Genomic DNA, 24,377 nt, shown 5'->3' on the forward strand with positions numbered 1-24,377 from the left:
ACGACCGACGGTCAACCATCTTTCGAAGGCAACCCGACGTCTCGCCGGGCTGTCGCCAATCAGCGGCGCCTTCTTAGCCCGTGCAGGCCAAAACCCGCGCCAGTGCCTCCAGCCCCGGCCCGAGCTGGTGCGGCGCGACACCGGTGAAGCCCAGAAGCAAGCCCGGACGCGGCAGAGGCTGCGCCCCATACTCGCCAAGCGGATAGGCATGCACGCCAGCCTCGACCGCCCGCTGCGCGAGGTCGCGGTCGTTTCGTCCCTCCTGTAGCCAGGCAATGACGTTCATCCCGCTGTCCGGCATGTCGACTTCGAAGAGCCCGGCGCCACTTCGGGCGGCGGCCACAAGAAAAGCCTGCCGACGCTCGGCGTAAAGTTCCCGCATCCGGCGCAGGTGACTGGCGAAATGCCCATCGGCGATGAAACCCGCCAGCGCCATCTGCGCGGCCAGCGGCACGCTGCGCAGCATCAGGGCTATGGCGTTGCGGAACATGCCCACGAGCGCGGGCGGCAGAACCAGGTAGCCGAGCCGGAGGGCCGGAAACAGGGCCTTGCTGAAGGTACCGACATAGATCACCCGCCCGCTACGGTCGATGCTGCGGATCGAAGGCAACGGACGCCCCGTATAGCGAAACTCGCTGTCGTAATCGTCCTCGAGAATCCAGGCTTCATTTGCGTTTGCCCAATCCAGAAGCCGCAGCCGCCGCGCCAGCGACATTGTCCGGCCAAGCGGATGCTGGCGCGAGGGCATGACGAAGGCCAATCTCTCGCCACCGCCCCGCGCCACTGTGGCCTCGAAATCCATGCCTTCGTCGTCAATCGGGACGTGGACCAGCTTCCGGCCGAGGGATTCAAACAGGTTGCGCGCGATGAGCGGCCCCGGGTCCTCGAACAACAGCCCGTCGCCGGGGTCGGTCAGCATGAGCGCCGCAACCATGAAGGCGGCGTGGCCGCCGGGCGTGATGACGATCTGGTCAGGATCGCAGGCATCGCTGCGATGCAGGGCGAGATAGTCGGCGATGGCCTGGCGTAGGGGGGCATGCCCCGCCGGATCGCCGTATCCCATGTTGCCACGATAGGCCTGGCGGGCCTGCCGGTTCACATACTTCTGCCAGAGTGCGAACGGAAACTGGTCATAGGCTGGCGAATTCGGAAGGAAGAGTCGGTTCTCGCGAGAAACGAAATCGACCTCTGCCGCCCCAAATCGCGAGCCGAGCAAGGAGACCCGAGGGGCAGCGTTTCCTGGCATACCCGGCGCGACGGTACTCGGGACCCGCTGCGGCACATGCTGCGGGATCGTGGTCGCAACGAAGGTGCCGGAGCCCCGGCGCATCTCCAGAAAGCCTTCCGCCGCGAGGCTTTCCAGCACCTGCACCACCGTCTGCCGCGATACGCCGAGTTCGACGGACAGCGCCCGGCTGGCGGGAAGCCGAGTTCCGCCGGAAAGCGAGCCTGCCAGGATCGCGCCGCGCAGTTGGTCCTCGATCTGTCGGAACAAAGGCGCCCGACTGGAGCGGTCGATCACGATGCGCGTCAGAAGGGCCCCGGACTTGCGCTTGGCCATCGTCCCCACCGATTGATCTGCGCAGCGATGGACGATTGTTACCAATGCTCAGTCGGGGCGTAAAGCTGCCAAGGCCTTCGCGTGCAGCTGCGGGTTCGCCGCCATCAGCACGGTGTCGAACAGCGCCGCATCGGTCAGGGGCCGCCCCTCCCAATCGGTGACAATGCCGCCCGCCCCCTGAATGATCGGAAGCTGTGGCAGGATGTCGTAGTCGTGGACGTTGCCCTCGACCAGCAGGTCCACCGTGCCAAGCGCCAAGAGCCCCGCCGCATAGCAATCATGCGAGGCGCGGCTGAACCGCACCTGTCTGGCCAGGCGGTCATACCGCACCCTCTGGGCCGGGGCGAAATGGTCGGGGGCTGAGGTGTAGATCACCGCCTCGGCCAAACTGGCGGTGGCGCTGGTCTTGACGGGCGTCCCGTTGAACAGGGTCAGCTCCCCGGCCCGACCAAGCCACCGCTCGCCGGTGATCGGCTGGTCGATCAGGCCCAGGACCGGCAGCCCATGATGGAGCAATGCGATCTGGGTGCCGAACGCGAGGGAGCCCGAGACGAAGGACTTTGTGCCATCAATGGGGTCCAGCACCCAAACGAATTCGGAGTGCGGTTGATGCAGGCCAAATTCTTCGCCCCGGATCCCATGAGAGGGAAAGCGCGCGGCGATCATGTCCCGCATCGCTTGCTCGGCCTCGCGGTCGGCGATGGTGACGGGGCTGGCGTCGTCCTTGGCATCGACGGCGATCCGGGTGCGGAAATGGCGGCGGATCAGCGGTCGAACAGCGTCGGCCATCGCGTTCGCCAACGCAGTCATCTCAGCCGGGCATTGAGGTTTCGAGAGGGTGATCATGGCTTTGTCCTGACTGTCTCGGCGGCGGTGGCGATGTCCTCCAGCATGTCCCGCACGATCCGCAGCTGGCGCAGGGCGGCTTCGCGTTCGAGATGAAGCCGGGCCGCGAGATCGCCGGGCCCGGGATCGGTGAAGCTGGCGCTGCGGGCGGGGATATGCGGGTCAACCCCTTCGTCGGGGAAACGCAAGGCGGGGGCGAAATAGTCTTCCTCCTCCTCCAGGCCGAAGGCCACGACCTGAGGTGCATCCTCACCCAGAAGAAGAAGTTCGACCAGAAGCGCCTGCATCGGCAGGTGGCCTTCGCCGCTTCGGCAGGCCCGGTGCGCCCATCCGCCCCGATCGGGCATAACGAGGCAATCCTTGACATGAACCTCGCGCACCCAGGGCGCCTGCAGCTGCAAGGCCGCAAGTGGCATCTCGCCGGCGTTGACCATGTTGCCGAAGTCGAACAGCAGACCGAGACGCGGGTTGTCCACCGCTTTCAGGATATGGATCAACTCGGCCGATGTCAGGTCCTCATGCTGCTCCAGCGTAAAGCGCAGCCGGTCGGCGGGATCAAGCGCGGCAAGCCCGCGCAGGTTCTCGATGGTGCGTGCAATCACCGTCGAAAGGCGGCCCTCATGGCGGGGATAGCAGCGCATCGCGGCGGCACCCACCGCATGCGCGATGGCAACGGTCCGCGCCAGGTCCCAGGCTTCGGTTGACGAGGTTTCCACATGCACTGCCAGTCCCAGGCGGCGGGCCTCCGCCCCGAAGGCTGCGAGATCTGCGCCGTCCATCGCAGCGAGGCTGGCCGCCTCACCGTCTTCGACATGGATCTGCACGCCGACCAACCCCTGCGCTGCGGCATGTGCCAGAAGATCGGCAGGAACCATGCCGCCAAAGCGGAAGTTCAGGTGGAAGGCATAGGCATGGGCAAACAGCGGGGCAGTGCGGGCCCGCCGGGCAAGCCGGACGGCTTCATCTGGAGCAAGCGTCGCAATCCGGGGCTGCCAGTGGCGGCTCTCTGCGTCGACAGTCAGCGACAGTGTCATGCCGCGGACTCCCGCTGCCGTTCGCGCTGACGCAAGAGCGACCAGATGACGGCGCAGACGATCGTGACGGCGATGAACAGGATCCCGATGGCGTTGATCATCGGGCTGATGCCAAACCGCATCCGCGCGCCGATCTCGGTCACCAGCGTATGATCGCCACCAATCGAGAAGATCGTTGTGTTGTAGTTCTCGAAGCTTTGCAGGAAGGCGATCACGGCGGCGGTGACGATGGTCGGTTTCAGGAACGGCAGCGTGATGCGACGAAAGGCGCGTGCCCGCGTGGCGCCAAGGTCCAGCGCGGCTTCTTCCAGCGTGTGATCCTGCCGTTGCAGGCGCGCCATGAACATCAGCATCGCATAGGAGGCGATGAAGGCGGATTGCGCGAGGATGGCGGTGAAAAGGCCGGCGGTGGTGCCAAAGTTGCGCCACAGGATGACGGTCGAGATGCCGATGATGATCCCGGGCGTAAGCAATGGCGAGACCATGAGAGTATAGACGATCCCCGCCGATCGACGCCCGAGCTGCGACAGAAGAAGTGCCCCCGACAGACCCATCGGCAGCGCCAGCGCCATGACGGCGGCTGCGATCACCAGCGAATTGACCAGCCCGGACCACATCCGCGCGTCGCCCCAGAACTCGGCGAACCAGTGCAGGGTGAAGCCTTGCCAGACCGTGATCGAGGGCGGGGAATAGGAATTCACGCCAGCCGCCACCATCACCCCAAGGGGCAGGAACATGTAGGCGAAGAACAGGCCCATGTAGAGCCGTAGCACAAGGGTGCTGCCGTTGCGGGTCATTTGGCGATATCCTTCAGGCTGACTTTCAGAAGGCGCATCATCCCGAAGATGAAGACTGTGCAGACGGCCAGAAGGCTCAGCGCGTAGGCCGCGCCGACGTTCCAGTTCGTCGCCTCGAAGAACCGGTTGTAGATGAGCTGGGTGAACCAGGGCGAGGCAGTGCCTCGCGTCATGATGTAGGGCACCGCGTAGGAGCCGGCCGAGAGCATGAAAGTCATGATGCAGCCGACCGCGATGCCGGGCCTTGCATGCGGGATCACCACCCGGCGGTGGATGTTCCAGGTCGAGGCTCCAAGGTCGCGGGCGGCCTCGACCTGATTGCTGTCCAGCGTTTCCAGCACGTTGTAGAGCGGGAAAACCATGAACAGGATGTACGCGTAGACCATCGCGATGAAGACGCCCGCACCGCTTTCCAGGAAGGGGATCGGATCAAGGCCCGCCAGGCCAAGAAGAGCGTTGACCGGGCCGTTGTGGTTCAGGATCATCTGCCAGGCGAAGATGCGCAGCAGCTCGTTGATTGCATAGGGGATGACAAGGGCCAGCATGATCACTGCGGCGGTGCGCGGTGTTTCCAGCTTGGCCACGGCATAGGCGATCGGATAGCAGACCACCAGCGCGATGGCCGATACCGCCAGCGAGGCCGCGATTGTCTTGGCGAAGATCGCCAGATGCGCCGCCCCCATCTGGCCGAAGTTGGCCAGGGTGTAGACCTTGACCGGGGTGCTTTCCGTTTGTTCGAGAGCGGTGATCTGCTCCTTCAGCCTGGCTTCCTCGGCATCGAGCGCCGCCAGATCGGTCGTCCGCTTGGCGGCATCCGTCTGTGCCTCGGCGGTGCTGCGGTCGAGCGTCATCACGTCGAGACGGTTGTAGAGCGCATCGATCTGCACCGAGACCTCGGCGGCACCCTCGGGGCGTTCCATCCGCCAGAAGGATTGTTCGATCATGATCAGCTGCGGCGCGGCGATCAGACCCAGGATCCAGATGCTGGACAGGAGCAGGATCACCGTGGCCAAGGGGGCGCCAAAAGCCCGGAACAGCCTAGTCATCGGACATCTCCCCCTTGGGCAGGAGTACGGCGTCGGCGGCGGCAAAGCCGAGTGTCACCTCGCCCGAAGGGGGCACCTCCCGCCCATTGTGGGGAAGGTGCAGCTTCAACTCACGGCCCTGCGCCGCGACCACGACGGTGGACCACGCGCCTTCCATGTCGCGGCGGGAGACCCTGGCGGCGATGCAGTTCTCGTCGCTTTCGCCGGGCGACAGCAGGCGCAGCTTTTCGGGACGCAGGAACAGGATGCCTCCTTCGGCCGACCGCAGCCCCTTGGGATTGGCGGCCCGGAAGCTGCCCAATGCAGTTTCCACCAGCGCCAGCCCGTCCGCAGTGCTGGCGATCTTGCCGTCCAGCGCGTTCATCTCGCCGACGAAGGTTGCGGCAAAGGCGTTGTCGGGCCGGTCATAGACCTCATCCGGCGAGCCGATCTGCATGACGCGGCCTCGGTTCATCACGGCGACGCGGTCGCTCATGGTCAGCGCCTCGCCTTGATCGTGAGTGATATAGACGAAGGTGATGCCAGTGCGCGCCTGGATCTGCTTGAGTTCGGCGCGCATGTGCTGGCGCAGCTTCAGGTCCAGCGCCGACAGGGGTTCATCCAAGAGCAGCACCGAAGGCTCGACCGCCAGGGCCCGCGCGATGGCAACGCGCTGCTTCTGGCCGCCGGAGAGCTGTGCGGGCATCTTGCCGACGTGTTCGCTCAGGGCGACGGTGGCCAGCAGTTCCTCGGCCCGGGCCTTGCGCTTTGCGCGTGGCCAGCCGCGCATCTCCAGGCCGAAGGCCACGTTTTCCCAGATCGTCATCAGCGGGAACAGCGCGAGGTTCTGGAAGATCAGCGCGGTCGGCCGGACCGACGGATCGACACCCACCACCGACTGCCCGCCAATCCGCACATCGCCCTCGGTCGGGTCGAGAAAACCCGACAGAAGCCGCAGAAGCGTGGTCTTGCCACAGCCCGAGGGGCCAAGGATGGAAAAGAACTCACCCGGCTCGATCCGCAGATCGGTGGGCTGCACGGCCTGGAACGACCCGAACCGGACTGCGGCCCGCTCAAGTTCGATCGCTTTGCCGGTGGTCTGGCCAGTCATCTGGAAGCCTCTACCCAATTGAAATGTTGAACGAAGGCGCGGGGCCGCGCCAAGGCTGCCCCGCGCCGCGCGAAGACCAGCCTCAGGCGTTGGTCAGCTTCTCGACGTATTCCTCACGCACCTGGCTGAACCAGGGGGTGAACATCGGCCACCACCACAGGTTCGCGATGGCATCGCCCGGATAGGCGAATTCAAACGCCGCCTTGCCCGCATCGGAAAGATGCGCAGCGCTGCCCGTCGCCGCCGAATTGTAGCCGGTGTTGTTGGAGAACATGCCACCGACTTCGGGCGAGAGCAGGAAGTTCAGGAGCGCATAGGCCTGGTCGATATTCTCGGCCCCTGCAGGCACGGCCGCGGTATCCATCCAGGCCAGCGCGCCTTCCTTCGGCGCGGCATAGCGCCATTTCTTGTCGATCTCGCCGTTCAATTTGATGCCGGTGGTGTCCCAGGTCTGGCCGATGGTGCAGCCCGCGTCGGTGAAGGCCGAAGTCGCCGAGGTCGCATCGTTCCAGTAGGAACCGATGTTCTTCTTGTGCTTGGCGGCGAAAGCCACGCAGGCGTCGAAGATGCGGCGGGTGTCTTCCTCAGACTTGTAGAGGTCCATCGCCCGGTTCGACGGCAGTTCGCCCGTGGCATCCAGATAGATCGCCAGGCTGACCAGGATGGATTTCTGCCGCAGCGCAACCTTGCCATCCAGGCCGTCGGCCCAGAGATTCCCGTAGGACAGCTCGCCCGGCGCGACGGTGTGGACCGAGCTGTCATAGGTGATGCCCTCGGTCCCCCAGGTGAAAGGCACCAGGTAGCGCTTGCCACGACGCGCCGCGCCCAGTTCCAGCGACGACCGCCACAGCGACGGCTCGATCAGCGCGACATTCAGCTTGGTTTCGTCGATTTCGGCCAGCAGGTCGCCCTCGTCATAGTTCGGACGGGTGTCGACCGAGGGGAAGATCAGGTCGAACCCCTTGCCACCTGCCGCGCGCAGCTTGCTGGCGGCTTCCTCGTTCGAGCCATAGGTCGAGACGTTGATGGTGATGCCGGTGGCCTTCTGGAAGGCGTCCACGATGTTCGGCTGGAAATAGTCGCCCCAGGCAAAGACGTTCACCACGCCGGAGGAGGCCAGCGAACGGCGGGCGAAAAGCGGCGCGGCCAAGGTGGCGGCACCAGCGGCAAGAAGGCTGCGGCGGGTCAGTTTCGTCATGGTCGGTATCCTCGGGTTGGAGTGGAAGTGCAGTGAGAAGGGTCAGGCGGTGCCGGTGTCAGGCAGGCGCAGACGCGAACTGGCCAGAAGCCCCTGTTCTTCCAGAACCGGGTAGGCCAGCGTTGCGAGAAGCGAGTTGATCTGCTTGAGGTCGCGGATCGTGTCGAGGTGAAGCGAGCTGGTTTCGATGCTGCGGATGCCGCGATCCCTGAGCCGCCCGAAATGCTGGGCCGTGGCCCGGCGTTCGGCTTCGCGGAACCGCTCTTTCGCCCGGACCAGCGCCAGCGCGGTTTCCTGATCGCGCGACACGATGACGTTGAACGCCAGGCGCGCATCGGCCAGCAGCAGGGAATGAAGATCGACCAGCTCCAGCCAGCCTTCCGGGCTGAACGACAGGCCCCGGTCATGCTTGCGCCTTGCGTGCGCGGTCAGGTTGGTGCTGGCGACGTCCCCAGCCTGTTCGAGAGCGATGCAGGCGGTCAGCAGTTCCTGCATCCGCTGCGATGTGGCAACGTCCACGCTGCTTTGCGCCAGCCGCGCGAGGTAGAGCTTGATCTCGCTGTGTGACAGGTCGATCCGGTCATCCAGCCGGGCAACCATGTCCATCAGGTTGTCATCGGGGGTTTCATAGAGCCCGATCACGGTATCCAGCATGGTTTCGAGGTCGCCGCAGATCTTCACGACTTCGCGGGTGACATTTGCCAGCGCCAGGGATGGCGAGCCGAGAACGCTGTCGTCCAGGGCCGTGGCCGGCGCCAGATCGGCGGGCGGCACGGCTGATCTGGAGAGAAGGCGTAGCACGACCGCATGGGTGCGCCCTGCGACGGGCAAGGCAAGCAAGACCACGGCGAAGTTGAACGCGATATGGCCGTTCAGGATCTGAGCCGCCGCCGTGGCCCCCAGCCAGCCGTTCGGCAGCGGACCAAGGCGCAGTACCGTCACGGCCAGCAAGGCAGCGCCGCCCCGCAAGAGCAGGTTGGCGACCGGCACCGCCCGCGTCTCCGGCACGGCGCCCCGTGTCAGCACCACGGCGATGAGCGCACCACCGAGATTGCCACCCAGCATCAGGACCAACCCGAGGTCGGCCGGGATCAACCCGCGGGTCGCAAGCGCCACCACGAGCAGGATGAAGGCAACCGAGGAGTGGAACAGCCAGGCGCAGACGGCGGCAACAACGAAGGCAGTCGCCGGGTCGCTTGCCAGGTAGCCGATCACTTGCGGCAGGAGACGACTGTCGCGCAGCGGCTCGGATGCCTGGCCGATCAGCTGCAGCGACAGAAGCATCAGGCTTACCCCGATCAGGATGCGCCCCGCCTGCCGCCAGACGCGTTGCTCGGTCGACAGAAAGATGACCGTGCCACAAATGATGGCCACCGGCATGACCAGGGACAGGTCCAGCGTCAGCAGCCGCACCACGACGGCAGAGCCGAAATCAGCCCCCAGCGCGCCCATCAATGCGGTGATCCCGGTCACCAGACCACCACCGGCCAGTGACGACAACAGCAAATTGACGGCCGTCGCACTTTGAAACGCCACGGCAAGCACCGCCCCGATCAGGGCCGCTGACAGGGGATTGGACAACACATTCTGCAAGCGGCGGCGAAGCAACGGACCGCCAGCGCGTTCGACCCCGGTGCGAACCATCCGCGTCGCGTAGAGCAAGAGCGCTACGGCTCCCGCCAGATGCAGAAGCATCGCCATGCCGCTCATGCGCCCGACCGGTGGCGCGGCGTGCCGTTGCGGCTGATCAGCCCGGGAATGTGATGCATGATTCGCCTGCTCCGCCCTGACTTGGCATGACAGGCAGGTGTTCAGATAACTGGCATGATCAACATGGCCGCTATGGTAAAATACGGCAGTCCACTTTGCCAAAGTGCGCTGTCCCAGACGGCTTTCTCTTTCTCGGGAGGGGATGACGGGCCCTGACTGGCTTTGTTCAAGGCTGGAGTGGGGCGACAGCGTGAAGCCATCGGAGGTGAGTTCGCGGGAGGTTCTTCACCCTGCGGTGTCGCGGCTGGAGTTTGGCGCTTGCAGCCTAGCCCCGAGTCCTGTGCACAATCTCCCGGACGGCCATACCTAGGCCGTTTCGGATGCAGTTCCGAAGGCCGCCTGGATCTTCGTCAGATGCTCGCGCAGCATGGCATGGGCGCGGCGGATATGGGCGGCGGTCAGCTCTGCCGCCGCATCGGCGTCGCCGCGCGCGCAGGCGTCCAGGATTTCCAGATGTTCGGCATGGGCGCGGGCGTGGCCCTCGGTCAGAAGAAGCTGCGCGCGCACATAGCGGTCGAGCCGGTCCATCGCGTTGCTCAGTGTGCCGAGGTGAAAGGGCAGGTTGCTGGCCCGATAGAGCGTCATGTGGAAGTCGCGGTTCAGATCGCCCCAGCGCGCCGGATGGTCTGTGGCGGAAAAGGCGTCGCAGATCGCGCGGGCCTCGGCGATCACCTCGGGCGTCATGTGCGGCACGGCGGCGCGGATCACATGGGCATCCATGATGCAGCGGAAATCGAAGATCTCGCTGGCTTCGGCGAGGGACAGGCCGACCACGACCGCCCCCTTGAAGCGGTGGTTCTTCACCAGGCCCTGCTGCTCCAGCATGGTGATCGCCTCGCGCACCGGAATCCGGCTGGTGTTGAACAGGCGCGCGATTTCGTCCTGGCGCAGCGAGTCGCCGTCCTTCAGGCTGCCTTCGATGATGGCCTTGCGCAGCGCCTCGAACACCAGCCCGCCAGCCGAGACGGTTCTGGAAATATCGACACCTTTCAAAGCCATGCCAGCCCCCACCCGCATCCTTTCGCCTTACCGATTTTCGGCAGGATCGGGAAGAAGTTTGATGTTGTATATAGGATCCAATCCAGTTTAGGTGGCACGGCGTTCCTGCGGAGGGCAAGGGTGCGCAACCACGGGTGGCACATCGCGCCAAGGCGCGAACGGTCACACCGCACCCTCTCCCGCATCGCGCCCGCGAAGGGATAATGGAAGTTTGATGACCGATTATGCGACCGCGCTTCACGCCTTCCGCCCCGTCCAGGCGACGCCGATCCAACTGACAGAGTTGCAGGCGCGGATCGCGGGGCTTCAGGCGCGGATGGTCTTGTCGGGCGTCAAGGCGGTCTGGCTGGATGCCTCGTCCTCGCTGACCTATTATGCCGGGCTGTCGCTTGGCCTGTCCGAGCGGATTCACGGCGCGCTGGTGCCGGCGACGGGCGCGATGATCTATGTCTCGCCCCGGTTCGAGGAGCCGAAGCTGCGCACCCTGTTGCGCATTCCCGGCGACGTCGCGGTCTGGGAAGAACATGAAAACCCCTATGCGCTGATCGCGTCCCTCGTGGCGGGCTTTGACGCGCCGGGCGCGGGCCTTGCGCTCGACCCGGCCACGCCCTTTGTCTTTGCCTCGGCGCTGATGCAGGCGGTCAACGGCCCCGTGACCTCGGCGCAAGCGATGATCTCGGCCCAAAGGCAGGTGAAATCGCCCGCCGAACTGGCGCTGATGCAAACCGCGATGGAGGCGAGCTTTCAGGTGCAAAAGGCGGTCCATGCCGGGCTGCGCGCGGGCATTTCAACCACCGAGGTCGCCGAGTTCATCCTTGCCGCGCACACCGCCCTTGGCCTGAAACCGCTGTTCGCCGCCGTGCAGTTCGGCGAGGCGACGGCCTATCCGCATGGCGTGCCGCATCCGCAGGTGCTGGCGGCGGGGGATATGGTGTTGATCGACATGGGCGGCACCCTGCACGGTTACTGTTCCGACATCACCCGGACCTATGTGTTCGGCGACCCCACCCCCCGGCAGCGCCAGCTGTGGGAGCTGGAGCGGCAGGCGCAGGCCGCCGCCTTTGCCGCCGCACGGATCGGCACGCCCTGCGCCGCAGTCGATGCGGCGGCGCGCAAGGTCTTTGCCGATGCGGGCTTTGGCCCCGGCTATGAAGTGCCCGGCCTGCCGCACCGCACCGGGCATGGCCTGGGGCTGGATATTCACGAGGCGCCCTATATCGTGGGCGGCAACGACACTCCGCTACAGGCGGGCATGTGCTTTTCCATCGAGCCGATGCTGTGTGTCTATGGCGAATGCGGCGTCCGGCTGGAAGACATCGTCTACATGACAGAGACTAGCCCGCGCTGGTTCGTGCCCCCCGCCGCGCGGCTTGACGATCCCTTCGGGGCGATAGAGATCGGGGCCTGACCCAAGGCCGGGCCCCGAAACATCCGGCCCGCCCGAACAGGGCGGCGCAGGTTACAACAGAGAGTGAAAGGACCAAGACATGAAAATGCTGACCCGTATGCTTGTTGCGGCATCGGCCCTGGCGATGACCACCGCCATGCCCGCCCTTGCCAAGACCTTCGTCTATTGCTCGGAAGCATCGCCCGAAGGCTTTGACCCTGCGCCCTATACCGCCGGCGGCACCTTCGACGCCTCGGCCCACCCGATCTACAACCGCCTGACCGAGTTCAAGAAGGGCACGACCGAGGTCGAGCCGGGCCTGGCCGAAAGCTGGGAAGTCTCGGCGGACGGCACCGAATACACGTTCCACCTGCGCAAGGGCGTGAAGTGGCAGTCGAACGAAAAGTTCACCCCCACCCGCGATTTCAACGCTGATGACGTGATCTTCTCGTATGACCGTCAGGGCAATGCCGAGAACCCCTGGCACCAGTACATCCCGGGCATCACCTACGAATACTACACTTCGATGTCGATGCCGCAGCTGATCAAGTCGATCGAGAAGGTGGACGACTACACCGTCAAGTTCACGCTGAACACGCCTGAGGCGCCGTTCCTGGCCAACATCGCCATGCCCTTCGCCTCGATCGTGTCGAAGGAATATGCCGATGCGCTGGATGCCGCAGGCACCCGGGAAGACCTGAACAACATGCCGATCGGCACCGGCCCGTTCAAGTTCGTGGCCTACCAGAAGGACGCGGTGATCCGCTACACCAAGAACCCGGACTACTGGGGCACCGCGCCGATCATCGACGATCTGGTCTTCGCCATCACCCCCGACGCCGCCGTGCGCCTGCAGAAGCTGAAGGCCGGCGAATGCCAGCTGATGCCCTATCCGGCCCCGGCCGACATCGCGGCGATCAAGGCCGACCCGACCCTGAAGCTGGACGAGCAGGCCGGTCTGAACGTGGGCTACCTGGCCTACAACACGACCATGCCGCCCTTCGACAATCCGAAGGTCCGCAAGGCGCTGAACATGGCGATCAACAAGCAGGCCATCGTCGACGCGGTGTTCCAGGGCGCTGCCGAACCGGCCAAGAACCCGATCCCGCCGACCATGTGGTCCTACAACGACGCCATCGTCGATGACGCCTATGACCCCGAAGCCGCCAAGAAGATCCTGGAGGAAGAAGGCGTCAAGGATCTGTCGATGAAGATCTGGGCGATGCCGGTGCAGCGTCCCTACATGCCGAACGCGCGGCGCACGGCAGAGCTGATGCAGGCCGACCTCGCCGCCGTCGGCGTCAAGGTCGAGATCGTCAGCTACGAGTGGGGCGAATACCTGGCCAAGTCGATGGAGCCGGGCCGTGACGGCGCGGTGATCCTGGGCTGGACCGGCGACAACGGCGACCCGGACAACTTCCTCTCGGTCCTTCTGTCCTGCGACTCCGCAGGCGAGGGCGGGGCGAACCGGGCCTTCTGGTGCAACGAGGACTTCTCGAAGCTCCTGAAGGACGCCAAGATCACCGCCGACCAGGCCGAGCGTACCAAGCTCTACGAGCAGGCCCAGGTGATCTTCAAGGAACAGGCGCCCTGGTTCACCATCGCGCACTCGACCCAGTATGTGCCGATGTCGGCCAAGGTGTCGGGCTTCGTGATGAGCCCGCTGGGCGACTTCACCTTCGAAACCGTGGATATCGCCGAGTAATCGGCTTTCCCTGACGAAACCGGGCGCGCGGGGGGCAATGGGTTCCCCGCGCGCTCTCTATAGGAAAGAGGCGCATGATCAGGTTCATCCTCTCCAAGCTCTTGTATCTGGTGCCGACCTTTCTTGGCATCACGATCATCGCGTTCAGCTTCGTGCGCATCCTGCCCGGCGACCCGGTGCTGCTGATGGCGGGCGAGCGGGGCGTCACCCCCGAACGGCATGCGGAACTGACGGCGCAGCTGGGCTATGACAAGCCGGTGGTGCTGCAGTATTTCGATTTCCTCGGACGGCTGTTCCACGGCGATTTCGGCAACTCGCTGGTCACCAAGAAGCCCGTCCTGACCGAATTCCTGACCCTGTTCCCGGCAACGGTCGAGCTGGGTCTTTGCGCCATCATCATCGCCACGCTGATCGGCGTGCCGGTGGGAGTGCTGGCCGCCATCAAGCGCGGCAGCTGGTTCGACCAGATTTCCATGACCACCGCGTTGGTCGGGTTTTCGATGCCGATCTTCTGGTGGGGGCTGCTTTTGATCATCCTGTTTTCCGGCATCCTGGGTTGGACGCCGGTGTCGGGGCGGATCGACCTGCTGTATTATTTTCCCGATGTCACCGGCTTCATGCTGATCGACAGCGTGCTGTCGGGGCAGAAGGGGGCGTTCACCTCGGCGCTCTCGCATCTGATCCTGCCCTCGGTCGTGCTGGCGACGATCCCCCTGGCGGTGATCGCGCGGCAGACCCGCTCGGCCATGCTGGAGGTGATGGGCGAGGATTACGTCCGCACCGCCCGCGCCAAGGGGATGCCGCTGCGCCGCGTCATCGGCGTTCATGCGCTGCGGAATGCGATGATCCCGGTCGTCACCACCATCGGCTTGCAGATCGGCGTGCTGATGGCCGGCGCCATCCTGACCGAGACCATCTTTTCCTGGCCCGGCATCGGCAAGTGGATGATCGATTCCATCTCGCGCCGCGATTATCCGGTCGTGCAATCGGGCCTCTTGCTGATCGCGGCGCTGGTCATGATCGTGAATCTGCTGGTCGATCTGACCTATGGCCTCATCAACCCGAGGATCCGCAACAAATGAGCGACATCCCCTCCCCCGTTCCTTCCAGCGCTCCCGTCCGCCTGTCGGACGCCGCCATACGCCGCCGGATGCTGCGCGAATTCTGGTTCTACTTCAGCCAGAACCGTGGCGCCGTCATCGGGCTTGGCGTGTTCGTCCTATTGGTGCTGATCGCGGTCTTCGCCTCGCTGATCGCGCCGCATGACCCGATCATGCAGTATCGCGATGCGCTGCTGGTTCCCCCCGCCTGGCAGGAGGGCGGCCAGTCGACCTATCTTCTGGGCACCGATGCCGTGGGCCGGGACATGCTGTCGCGGCTGATCTTCGGTGCGCAATATTCGCTGTTCATCGGCGTGGTCGTCGTCTCGATCGCGCTGGTCGGCGGCATCGTCATCGGGCTTCTGGCCGGGTTCTTCGGCGGCTGGGTCGACAGCGTGATCATGCGCGTCATGGACGTGATCCTCGCCTTCCCGTCGCTTCTTCTGGCGCTTGTGCTGGTGGCCGTGCTCGGGCCCGGGCTGACCAATGCGATGATCGCCATCGCCATCGTCTACCAGCCCCACTTTGCCCGCCTGACCCGTGCGGCGGTGATGAGCGAGATGAAGCGCGAATATGTGACCGCCGCCCGCGTCGCAGGCGCAGGCAATCTGCGGCTGATGTTCAAGACTGTCCTGCCCAACTGCCTGGCCCCCCTGATCGTGCAGGCCACGCTGTCGTTTTCCTCGGCGGTGCTGGATTCGGCCGCGCTTGGCTTCCTTGGCATGGGCGCGCAGCCGCCCGCGCCGGAATGGGGCACGATGCTGGCCGAAGCGCGCGAGTTCATCCTGCGCGCCTGGTGGGTCGTCACCTTCCCCGGCCTTGCCATCCTGATCTCGGTGCTGGCGATCAACCTGATGGGCGACGGGCTGCGCGATGCGCTCGACCCGAAACTGAAGCGGAGCTGAAGAGATGGCGCTTCTGGACATCAAGAACCTCACGGTCAAATTCGCCACCGCTACCGGCAGCTTTACCGCCGTCGACGGCATCGACGTGCGCGTCGACAAGGGCGAGGTGCTGGCGATTGTCGGGGAAAGCGGCTCGGGCAAGTCGGTCTCGATGCTGGCGGTGATGGGGCTGTTGCCCGACACCGCCACCATCACCGCCGACGAGATGACCTATGACGGCCGCGACATCGCGAACCTGTCGCCTGCCGAACGCCGCAAGCTGATCGGGCGCGAGATCACCATGATCTTCCAGGAACCCGTCGCCTCGCTGAACCCCAGCTTTACCACGGGCTTCCAGATCGAGGAGGTACTGCGCTTCAACCTCGGCATGTCGCGGCGCGAGGCGCGGGCCCGCGCGCTGGAACTTTACCGCGCGGTGGGCATCCCCGAGCCTGAGGAAAAGCTGAAAGCCTATCCGCACCAGATGTCGGGCGGGCAGTGCCAGCGGGTGATGATCGCCATGGCCATCGCCAGCAATCCGCGCCTTCTGATCGCCGATGAACCGACCACCGCGCTGGATGTGACGATCCAGAAGCAGATCCTCGATCTGTTGATGAAGTTGCAGGAGGATTACGGCATGGCCCTGATCCTGATCACGCATGACATGGGCGTGGTGGCCGAAACCGCCGACCGGGTGGTGGTGCAATACAAGGGCAAGAAGATGGAAGAAGCCGATGTGCTGAGCCTGTTCGAGGCCCCGCAGCACCCCTATACCCGCGCGCTTCTCTCGGCCCTGCCCGAGAATGCCACCGGCGACCGGCTGCCCACCGTCTCCGACTTCTTCACGCAGGAGGCCGCAGGATGACCATGCAAACCACTCCTGTCGTCGAAGGTCGCGCCATCGTTCAGGACTATCACGTCCCCGGCGGCCTGTTCGGCGGTGCCAAGACCGTGCGCGCGCTGAAGGGCGTGGATTTCAGGGTGGACAAGGGCAAGACCCTGGCCATCGTGGGCGAGAGCGGATCCGGCAAGTCTACTTTGGCTCGCGTGATCGCCCTGATCGACGCCCCCACCAGCGGCGAGTTGCGGATCGAGGGCAAGCCCGTCGACATCCGCACCCATCGCCCGGGGCCGGAGATGCGGTCCAAGGTGCAGATGGTGTTCCAGAACCCCTATGGCAGCCTGAACCCGCGCCAGAAGATCGGCAACGTGCTGATGGAGCCCCTGGCGATCAACACCAACGTCCCCGCCGCCGAGCAGCGCGAGCGGGCCGAGGCGATGCTGAAGAAGGTCGGGCTGCAGCCCGAACACTTCAACCGCTATCCGCACATGTTCTCGGGCGGGCAGCGCCAGCGTATCGCCATCGCGCGGGCCTTGATGCTGAACCCCTCGCTTCTGGTGCTGGACGAACCCGTCTCGGCCTTGGACCTGTCGGTGCAGGCGCAGGTTCTGAACCTGCTGGCCGACCTGCAGGACGAGTTCGGGCTGACCTATGTCTTCGTCAGCCATGACCTGTCGGTCGTGCGCTATATTGCCGACGAGGTGATGGTGATCTCGAAAGGCGAGGCGGTCGAGCAGGGCAGCCGCGAGGCGATCTTTGCCGACCCGCAGCATGCCTATACCCGTCAACTCTTCGCCGCGACCCCGGTGACGGATGTGGCGGCGATCCGCACGCGGGTCGAGCGTCGCCGTCTAGCAAGGGCAGGGGCGTAACCGCCCCTGTCGGCTGGGGCCGGTGTCGGATCAGTTGGCGGGAACCGGCGCCTTGGCGTCCCGTGCCCGCGGAATGTCCGGGATCCCGGTGTCCTGCCCGCGTGGAATGCGCTTTTCCAGGTCATACATCGGCAGCGCGACAATCGTCGCCGGGTACGCGTTGCCGTCGCGACATTGCACCGTCACGTCTGCCGCCTGCAGATGACGGGCATCCGCAAGCCGGATGATCGCCACGCCCGCGCCGTAGAGCGGGCTCCAGGCCGCTGCCGAAACCCTTCCGATCAGCTGGCCCCTGGACTGGAGCGTCCCGCCGATCAGCGGCTCGCCCGACGGGCAGCGCAGGCCGTGCACCAGAACGCCCCTGTCCGCATTGCCAAGCGCGGCTTTGCCGATGAAGTCCGGCCCGTCCATCTTGATGAAACCGCCCAGACCAGCCTGGAAGGGGCTCATCGTCTCGTCCATGTCGGAGACGTTGTTCATGATGCCCGCCTCGATCCGGCGGATGTCCATCGAATCGAGGCCGCAGACCTCTATCCCGAAGGGCTTGCCAGCCTTGAGGATGTGCCGCCAGAGCGCGGGTCCGTCATAGCCGGGCTGATCCGGCAAGGTGTAGAACTCGAAGCCGACCTCGGCGGTCCAGCCGGTGCGTGACAGGACCACCTTCTGCCCGCCCATCGTCGCGGTCGTGACGCCGAAATAGCCGAACGGTTCGGTCAGCGGCGCGTCGCAGGCGGCGGCAAGCACGTCCAGCGCCCGTGGCCCCTGCACCTGCGCGACCCAGGATTGCGGATCGCTGATCCTGACCTTCAACCCCTGGGAATGCGCGATGAACCAGGAATAGACCGGCCCGTCCGCCTGCACATACCAGAAGCGGTCCTCCGCCAGCCGCATGAGGATCCCGTCGCAAAGGATGCCGCCGTCCGGGTAGAGGAGAAGCCCGTAGGTCGCCCGACCGGGCCGCAGCCCGGAGACATCCCGCGCGAAGATCCGGTTGCAGAAGGCCAGCGCGTCGGGGCCCGCGATCTCGATCGGCCGCTCGCCGGTGTCGAACAGGCCGACTGACTGCCGCAGGACCCGGTAGCCGTCCAGCCGGTCGATCTTCTGCGAAACGGGCATCAGACGCCCGTTGTAGACGCAGAACTTCGCGCCGTTCGCCCGGTGGAAGTCGTGATAGGGCGATCTGAGGACCCCGTAGTCCCAGCCCGGCTCCTCGAAGTCCGCCACGACAACTCTCGTAGGTCCGCCCATGTCATTCCTCCCTTGGTTTCGCTGCTGCGAGTCGGGACCGCACGCCCTCATCGCAAGGCCAACGTGCAGTTAAGAGAACAATATGTCCAGCATAATGTAATGTAGGACCTGAAACTGAAGATCGCGGCGAACAATTGACACTCATCCCGATGATGTCCAGTATAGCGAACGAAAGGGCGTTGCTCGCGCTGGAAAGGTCTGGACGTCATGGAAGAGACCCCGGTGGATCTGCTTGCGGCGGACGAAAGGCTGGTTGCCTTTGGCGCGGCTGTCCGCCAGAGCCGCAAACTGCTGCGCCTGTCGCTGCGCGAGCTTGCGCAAGGCGTCGGCCTGTCCGCCAGCTATCTTTCCTCCATCGAATGCGGTCGCAACCCGACGACCGGGCGGCCCCCGCAACCCTCGGTCGGGGCGGTCGACCGGTTGTGCGACATCCTCAAGCTGGACCGGGCCGCGATCTTTTCGCGCGGCCTGCATCGGCACGACCATCGCCCCGGCTGCGAGCATGTGCTGCTGTTCCGGCTGGACGACCGGCGCGATGGTTTGCAGGAAATCTCTCGGCGGATGACCAACGGAATGGTCGGGCACTGGCTCTGCATCGTCGACCCGAATACCGAGCCGGAACCGACCGAGGACTTCCATGCCTGGTCCTGGCCCTACCGATCGGGGCCCTATCCCGGCGACTATCTGGAGGTCGAACGGATCACGGAAGCGCTCGCGTTGCGGGCAGTCGATCTGAAAGATCGCATGGGCAGCGACAGCTATGGCGTGATCATCGCCGACTGCTCGTCGGTCATGCGCTGGGTGGTCAACCCGGATGCCGAGGTCGACTACGAAGAGGAATGGTGCCAGCGGTCGGGCGGGGCGCTTGCAGCGGTCTTGGGCGGCGAGCCGGCCGTCAACATTTGCGTCTACCACCAGAAGGATTTCGAGGCCCTGTCGCAGCGCGTGGACCGCTTGAATTTGGTGCTGCGGCTGATCGATACCCATGAGCGTGTCGCGGCGGTCCTGCAGGACGGCATGATCGTCGAGGGAAGTCAGGCCGTCCTTGAAATCCTGCGCGAGAACCGGCCCGACAGCGTCTCAAGCGCGGCGTGGAGAACGATTTCCAGCGCCCTGGCCAGCAGGCAGACCGAGCGGGCGATGCCTCATCTGCACGCCAAACCAGTCCCGGCAGGGCCGGTGACTTCGGCGTAGGTGCGCCGCACGAGATATCACACCAGAAGGATCCAGACAGAAGTCAGTGCGATCACGCCCGCGGTCAGGCGATTGAACAGGCCGGTCGACTGCCGCGAGCTGATGATCCGGTTGAACTGCCGTGCCAGCGGGATGGTGCCGTAGAAGATCAGGCCGAAGGCCGCGAAGGTCGCAAGAACCACCAGCGCCCCGTGTTCGAGGCTGACGACACCCTTGGGCGCGACGATCGGCACCAGCAGCATCTGCATCAGAAGGGTGGACGGATTGCCCAGGCTCAGCGCGAGACCGGCCGTTGCCGATGTAAGCCAGCCGACCTTGCCCAGTCTTGACGAGGTGAAGGTGGAAGTGTCGCTCCACATCTGCACGGCCAGCCACAACAGGTAGGCAACACCCAGGTACTTCGCCAGCGCCAGGGTATGCGGCTGGCTCTGCGCCCAGACGCCGATGCCCAGCAACACGGCCAGGACGGCGATCACCTCGGCAACGCAAAGCCCGGTGGCGAAAGCGGCGGTGTCCTTCCAGTCCTTGCCAAGCGAGCGGACCACCAGCACTGCCATGATCGGGCCGGGTGACGCCGCGTAGGCCACCAGGGCCAGGATGTAGGGACCGAACGCGTGATAGTCCATTTCGTCCTCCCGCCAGAGTGTGCGGGATGCCGGAGTGTTCCCGGTCACTTTCCCCGCTTCTGCCAAGGCGCGGTGCAGCGTCTCGACAAGGGAAAGTTCAGCGAAAATCGATGGGTCGGACCATCAGGTGATCACCTGATTTGCCGTCGAGCCGGGGTCGGTTTCGAGGGAATGTGCCGCGGTTTCAGCGGATGCTGGCGGGGTCGAGAAGCCCGGCCCGCACGGCGGCGAGGATAAGGCTCGCCGTCGAGTTGACAGTGAACTTCCGCATCAGGCTGGTGCGGTGGCTGTCGACCGTCTTGGGGCTGATGCCAAGGCTTTCGGCGGCGCTGGCGTTGGTATGGCCGCGCGCCAGGGCCTGCAGCACAGTCAGTTCGCGGTCGGTCAAGGCGATGTTCTCGGAGGTGTCCTTCAGCAGGCATTGCGCGCTTGCCCCCACCGCCGTCCGCCCCGCACAGACCTCGCGGACGATGGCAACGACCTCGCCCTCGGTGTCGTCCTTCAGCGCGATGCCGTGGATGCCGGCCTCGACGAGCGTGCGGATGATGGTGGGCGACGCGGTGCCGGTGAGCAGAACGAAACGCGTATCTGGGGACCAGCGCCGTGCTTCGAGGAATACTTCCAATCCATTCGCCCCCGGCATACTGTAGTCGAGAATTGCGCAGTCCGGTCTGGCTTTCCTGATTTCCACGATCGCGTTGATGCCGTTGGTCACCGAGCCCACGACTTCGACCTCGCCCAGGGCTTGCAGGGCCTTGGCGAGCCCCCAGGAGACGAATGCATGATCGTCCGCAATCAGCACGCGCTTCTTCATCGCTGGCCCCGCAATTCCAGGGCGCGCCGCGCGATGCAGCTTGCGGTGTGGCTGATCCCTCTGGTGCTCATGACGCTTTCCACCCCGTCACGTCTTGCCGCCGAGGAGACCCCGCTCGTCCTTGCCGGGCCTGCCGACGCCGAACAGCTTGGCCGCTATTTTGAATACACGACCGACCCCGATTGGCAAATGACCATCGCCGATTTCGTCCCCCCTTCTTCTGCCGCGATGCAGCCGCTTCCCGGCGCCATCCCCGATTTCGGCTATACCCCGGCGCGGATCTGGCTGCGGCTTCCGGTCCTGAATGCCACCACGGGCACAAGCGCCTGGCGCTTCTTCATCCACGCCAATTTCACCCAGAAGGTCGCGGTCTACAAGATCGCCGAAGACGGTGCCGTCACCACCTTGCTCGACCTTGACGAAGACAGCCCCTTCAGCGCGAGGCCGATATCGACCCCGCAGATGGTCGCACCTTTCGACCTGGCGCCTGGTGCGAAGGCGACGCTTGTCGTCGCCTACTACTCGCAAGGCGCATCGCGGCTTTCGATGTCGGTCGAGACACCGGAGAGTTTCACCGAGCAGGCCAGCCTGGCGCAGGCGAAGAGCTACACGTTCTACGGCATGATGCTGGTGATGATCGCGCTTGCGACGGTGGCGCTTCTGGTCCTGCGCCAACCCGTCTTCGCCGCCTACGCGGCCTATCTTTCGTCGATCCTGATCTACATCGCCCATGCCGACGGCACCGCTTTCCAGTTCATCTGGTCCGATTTCCCACGCTTCAACTCGATGGCCTCGGTCGTTGCCGGCTCGGGCGTCATGGTGTTCGGCGCAGTCTACGCGATGACTTTCCTGCAGACCGCGCGCTATCACCCGATCATGCACCGGCTGCTGCTGGCCGTCGTGATGGCCGTGATCGCGGTTGATGTCATCCTATGGTTCGCGGACCCGCAACTCCTGAAGCGGCTGCTTGTCGTGATGATCTCGGTTAGCGTCCTGACCTTCCTGACCGCCGGGATCGTTGCGGCGCGAACGCGCTTCCGCGAGGTCCGCTTCTATGTCTTCGCCTGGTTTGCCGGCCTCATTCCGGCGGTCCTCTTCACCTCCCGCTTCGCCTTCGGGCTTGAAACCGCAGTGCTTGCCCCCTACGACGCAATCCGTCTTGCGCTGATTTTCGATGCACTGATGGCGGGGCTGGCGATCTTCGACCGCTACAATTTCCTGCGCCAGTCGGCGATGGAGGAAACGCTTGCCCAAAGCCAACGGAACCTTGTGCTGAGCCAGAGGCTTGCGACGCTGGAGGAAGGCTACCAGCGGGTGACGGTGAATGCCCGCGAGCGCGAGGAAAGCGTCAAGGACACCGTGCATGACCTGCGCCAGCCCATGCACGCGCTGCGGCTGTCGCTGCGCCAGATGTTCGCGGCCGGGGCCGAGGCAGACGTGGGTCAGGTCGAGGCAGCCCTTGGATACATGGAGAGATTGGTCGCCGAGCGGCTGGCCGACGATCCGCGCAAGGAAGGGGCGGTCGCACCCGCTTCCGACGATCACCCGGTCGGGATGGATACCGGCAGGGCAGGGGATGGTGGGCACGAGGCCGAACCCGGTCTGCACGATGTCCTGCGCGGGATCGCCGACATGTTTTCCGCCGAGGCGGCGGCCAAGGGCCTTGGTTTGCGGCTGGTTCTCGCCGCACCCGACACCAGGGTCGAGGCCTATCCGCTGATGCGGGTCGTTGCCAATCTTGTCTCGAACGCAATCAAATACACCCGCGAGGGCAGGATCCTGATCGGCTTGCGCCGCCACGGCGCGGGATTGAGCGTCGAGGTCCACGACACCGGCCCCGGCCTGAGCGGTGCCACGTTCGAGAAGGCCCTCCGGCGCAACGAACGCCTGGATCGCGACCGAGGGGTGGCCGACGGAAGCGGCCTTGGCCTGTCGGTGGTCAGGGACGTGGCCGACAGCAACGGCTGGCAGGTGAGTTCCTGCGAGCACCGCCGATCCGGCGCGACAATCCGCATCGCGATTCCGCAAGGCGGAGACAGCGCCGGACGGTCGGAGCGGGCCTAGCCGTTTCAGGACTGCAGAGGCACGCGACGCGGGCTGAACGAGTGCCGGCTGGACCTCCGCGTCGTGCGGCGCATACGCTGGACGCCAGGTTCAAGCCGGAGATTTCATCATCGCCGAAAAGCTGGGGTCGAAGGCGCGGGCAATCGGGTCGGCGGCGGCGCCGATGGCGACGAAGAACGGGTCGGCGCTGCCACGGACGATCTGGCGACCCTGGTTGACCGCGTCGGCAGGCGCGTTCGGCTGCCGGGTCAGGATCGCTTCCATCAGCAGGTCCATCAGCTGCGCGGGCATCTGTCCGCCGATGATCACGCATTCGGGGTCGAAAAGGCAGTCGATCAGGTCGATCGCCCAGATCAGATGAGCCGCCGCCTCGTCAAGCCAGTCCCGGATATCGGGGTCTCGGTTCCGCATCGCCAGGTCGATCCGCTGGAACAGGTCGGGCTGGTTGGGTTGCAGGCCCAGCCGGTCGAGCAGGCCGATCAGGGCGGCCAGCCGTTCCAGCGCGCAGGTACCCGTGGGGCCGGGAACGGTTACCTGGCCCAGTTCGCCCGACAGGCGATGGTGACCCCGATAGGGTTCGCCATTGACGTAAAGGCCCGCGCCCAGTCCGTAGCCGACGAAGATCAGCACAAAGTTGTCGATACCCTTGGCACTGCCACGCAGCCGCTCGGCGATGGCGGCAGCGGATGCGTCATGATGAAGCCGCACCGGCAGGCCGGTGTGCCGGGCGAGCCAATGGAGCAGTGGATGATCGTCGGCCAATCCGGTCATCCAGGGATCGCCATCGCACCGATGCACGCCGGTCGGAGCGGGCATGGCGAGCCCGAGTCCAAGCAAGCGCGGCGCCGGGTTGGCGGCGTGGGTCGACAGATCCGTTGCGACCTGCGCAAGCGCCCTGCGCACATGGTCGAGGTTGGCCTGAAGGCCGCCGGGAGCGAATGCGGCTTCGGCGCGGGCGACGACATGGCCCAGAAGGTCGATGGCGACGACTCGCGCCCGGTGCTGGTCGATCTGCAGGCCATAGGAGAAGGCGCCGTTCGGCGCCAGAGAATAGGGGGTGGCCGGCTGGCCGCGCCGACCCTTGACCGGATCGGAAGCCGCGACCAGACCGTCGCGCTCCAGGTCGTCGATGATGTTGCTGACGGTTTGCGGCACAAGGCCGGTCCCGCGCGCGATCTGGGCGCGCGTCATCGCGCCGTTGACGCGAAGGCCGTGCATCACCACCCGGCGGTTATGTTCGCCGGCGCCGCCGATGTTCGTGCCCGCCTTGGTCCTGATCACCCTGCGCCCTTTTGCGGCTT

At 65.1% G+C, this 24,377-nt stretch carries 21 protein-coding genes; 8 read left to right on the forward strand and 13 right to left on the reverse strand.

Annotated elements, in window-relative coordinates:
* Positions 1-73: 73 nt before the first annotated feature.
* The 9 genes from ACE3P6_RS11215 to ACE3P6_RS11255 all read right to left on the reverse strand — a co-directional run bounded on the left by ACE3P6_RS11215 (position 74) and on the right by ACE3P6_RS11255 (position 10,341).
* Entirely contained in the window at positions 74-1,561 is a 1,488-nt protein-coding gene (locus ACE3P6_RS11215; RefSeq protein WP_374394921.1) for a PLP-dependent aminotransferase family protein, read from the reverse strand.
* Between the two features lie 48 nt (positions 1,562-1,609).
* The gene (locus tag ACE3P6_RS11220; protein ID WP_374394923.1) at positions 1,610-2,371 is read right to left on the reverse strand and encodes an inositol monophosphatase family protein; all 762 of its coding nucleotides are present in this window, start codon (positions 2,369-2,371) and stop codon (positions 1,610-1,612) included.
* A gap of 32 nt (positions 2,372-2,403) precedes the next feature.
* Positions 2,404-3,441 carry a sugar phosphate isomerase/epimerase family protein gene (locus tag ACE3P6_RS11225; protein ID WP_374394925.1) on the reverse strand — a complete coding sequence of 346 codons (1,038 nt, stop codon included), beginning with the start codon at positions 3,439-3,441 and terminating at the stop codon, positions 2,404-2,406.
* Complete coding sequence (locus tag ACE3P6_RS11230; RefSeq protein WP_374394928.1) at positions 3,438-4,238, reverse strand: ABC transporter permease; 801 nt, start codon at positions 4,236-4,238, stop codon at positions 3,438-3,440. Before ACE3P6_RS11230 ends, ACE3P6_RS11225 begins: the two co-directional genes overlap by 4 nt.
* Positions 4,235-5,284: an ABC transporter permease gene (locus ACE3P6_RS11235; protein ID WP_374394930.1), complete on the reverse strand. Its 1,050-nt coding sequence runs from the start codon at positions 5,282-5,284 to the stop codon at positions 4,235-4,237. The genes ACE3P6_RS11230 and ACE3P6_RS11235 overlap by 4 nt, the downstream gene beginning before the upstream one ends.
* A complete protein-coding gene (locus tag ACE3P6_RS11240; RefSeq protein ID WP_374394933.1) occupies positions 5,277-6,374 on the reverse strand; it encodes an ABC transporter ATP-binding protein in 1,098 nt (365 codons plus the stop codon). The genes ACE3P6_RS11235 and ACE3P6_RS11240 overlap by 8 nt, the downstream gene beginning before the upstream one ends.
* A gap of 82 nt (positions 6,375-6,456) precedes the next feature.
* On the reverse strand, positions 6,457-7,572 hold the full coding sequence (locus tag ACE3P6_RS11245) for an extracellular solute-binding protein (protein WP_374394935.1): 1,116 nt from the start codon (positions 7,570-7,572) through the stop codon (positions 6,457-6,459).
* Between the two features lie 42 nt (positions 7,573-7,614).
* Complete coding sequence (locus ACE3P6_RS11250) at positions 7,615-9,273, reverse strand: Na/Pi cotransporter family protein (protein WP_374394937.1); 1,659 nt, start codon at positions 9,271-9,273, stop codon at positions 7,615-7,617.
* A gap of 375 nt (positions 9,274-9,648) precedes the next feature.
* Positions 9,649-10,341, reverse strand: a complete 693-nt coding sequence (locus tag ACE3P6_RS11255; RefSeq protein WP_374394939.1) for a GntR family transcriptional regulator — start codon at positions 10,339-10,341, stop codon at positions 9,649-9,651.
* Between the two features lie 214 nt (positions 10,342-10,555).
* Here ACE3P6_RS11255 and ACE3P6_RS11260 point away from each other — a divergent pair, with 214 nt between their 5' ends.
* From ACE3P6_RS11260 to ACE3P6_RS11285, 6 genes are all read left to right on the forward strand, one after another.
* On the forward strand, positions 10,556-11,749 hold the full coding sequence (locus tag ACE3P6_RS11260; RefSeq protein WP_374394940.1) for a M24 family metallopeptidase: 1,194 nt from the start codon (positions 10,556-10,558) through the stop codon (positions 11,747-11,749).
* Between the two features lie 85 nt (positions 11,750-11,834).
* Complete coding sequence (locus ACE3P6_RS11265; RefSeq protein ID WP_374395094.1) at positions 11,835-13,433, forward strand: ABC transporter substrate-binding protein; 1,599 nt, start codon at positions 11,835-11,837, stop codon at positions 13,431-13,433.
* A gap of 74 nt (positions 13,434-13,507) precedes the next feature.
* Positions 13,508-14,515, forward strand: a complete 1,008-nt coding sequence (locus tag ACE3P6_RS11270) for an ABC transporter permease subunit (protein WP_374394942.1) — start codon at positions 13,508-13,510, stop codon at positions 14,513-14,515.
* The gene (locus tag ACE3P6_RS11275; protein ID WP_374394944.1) at positions 14,512-15,438 is read left to right on the forward strand and encodes an ABC transporter permease subunit; all 927 of its coding nucleotides are present in this window, start codon (positions 14,512-14,514) and stop codon (positions 15,436-15,438) included. Before ACE3P6_RS11270 ends, ACE3P6_RS11275 begins: the two co-directional genes overlap by 4 nt.
* Positions 15,439-15,442: 4 nt before the next feature.
* Positions 15,443-16,282 (forward strand): ABC transporter ATP-binding protein, encoded by an 840-nt coding sequence (locus ACE3P6_RS11280; RefSeq protein ID WP_374394947.1) that lies wholly within the window; start codon positions 15,443-15,445, stop codon positions 16,280-16,282.
* Entirely contained in the window at positions 16,279-17,130 is an 852-nt protein-coding gene (locus tag ACE3P6_RS11285) for an ATP-binding cassette domain-containing protein (protein WP_374394949.1), read from the forward strand. Before ACE3P6_RS11280 ends, ACE3P6_RS11285 begins: the two co-directional genes overlap by 4 nt.
* 30 nt (positions 17,131-17,160) lie before the next feature.
* On the opposite strand, the gene ACE3P6_RS11290 is transcribed toward ACE3P6_RS11285, so the two are convergent.
* Positions 17,161-18,378, reverse strand: coding sequence for an aminomethyltransferase family protein (locus ACE3P6_RS11290; RefSeq protein WP_374394951.1), 1,218 nt, complete (start codon positions 18,376-18,378; stop codon positions 17,161-17,163).
* 207 nt (positions 18,379-18,585) lie between these two features.
* Here ACE3P6_RS11290 and ACE3P6_RS11295 point away from each other — a divergent pair, with 207 nt between their 5' ends.
* The gene (locus ACE3P6_RS11295) at positions 18,586-19,572 is read left to right on the forward strand and encodes a helix-turn-helix domain-containing protein (RefSeq protein ID WP_374394953.1); all 987 of its coding nucleotides are present in this window, start codon (positions 18,586-18,588) and stop codon (positions 19,570-19,572) included.
* Between the two features lie 17 nt (positions 19,573-19,589).
* Here the strand turns inward: ACE3P6_RS11295 and ACE3P6_RS11300 are convergent, their stop codons facing one another.
* Both ACE3P6_RS11300 and ACE3P6_RS11305 read right to left on the reverse strand, forming a co-directional pair.
* Entirely contained in the window at positions 19,590-20,198 is a 609-nt protein-coding gene (locus tag ACE3P6_RS11300; protein WP_374394955.1) for a LysE family translocator, read from the reverse strand.
* A 184-nt stretch (positions 20,199-20,382) separates the two neighbouring features.
* On the reverse strand, positions 20,383-21,012 hold the full coding sequence (locus ACE3P6_RS11305; protein WP_374394957.1) for a response regulator: 630 nt from the start codon (positions 21,010-21,012) through the stop codon (positions 20,383-20,385).
* Between ACE3P6_RS11305 and ACE3P6_RS11310 the strand changes: the two genes are divergently transcribed.
* Positions 20,980-23,076, forward strand: a complete 2,097-nt coding sequence (locus ACE3P6_RS11310; RefSeq protein ID WP_374394959.1) for a sensor histidine kinase — start codon at positions 20,980-20,982, stop codon at positions 23,074-23,076. The genes ACE3P6_RS11305 and ACE3P6_RS11310 overlap by 33 nt on opposite strands.
* A 90-nt stretch (positions 23,077-23,166) precedes the next feature.
* Here ACE3P6_RS11310 and ACE3P6_RS11315 read toward each other — a convergent pair whose 3' ends face one another.
* Complete coding sequence (locus ACE3P6_RS11315; protein ID WP_374394961.1) at positions 23,167-24,357, reverse strand: ROK family protein; 1,191 nt, start codon at positions 24,355-24,357, stop codon at positions 23,167-23,169.
* Between the last annotated feature and the right edge of the window lie 20 nt (positions 24,358-24,377).

The organism is Tabrizicola sp. (genome assembly GCF_041911175.1).
Classification (GTDB): domain Bacteria; phylum Pseudomonadota; class Alphaproteobacteria; order Rhodobacterales; family Rhodobacteraceae; genus Tabrizicola.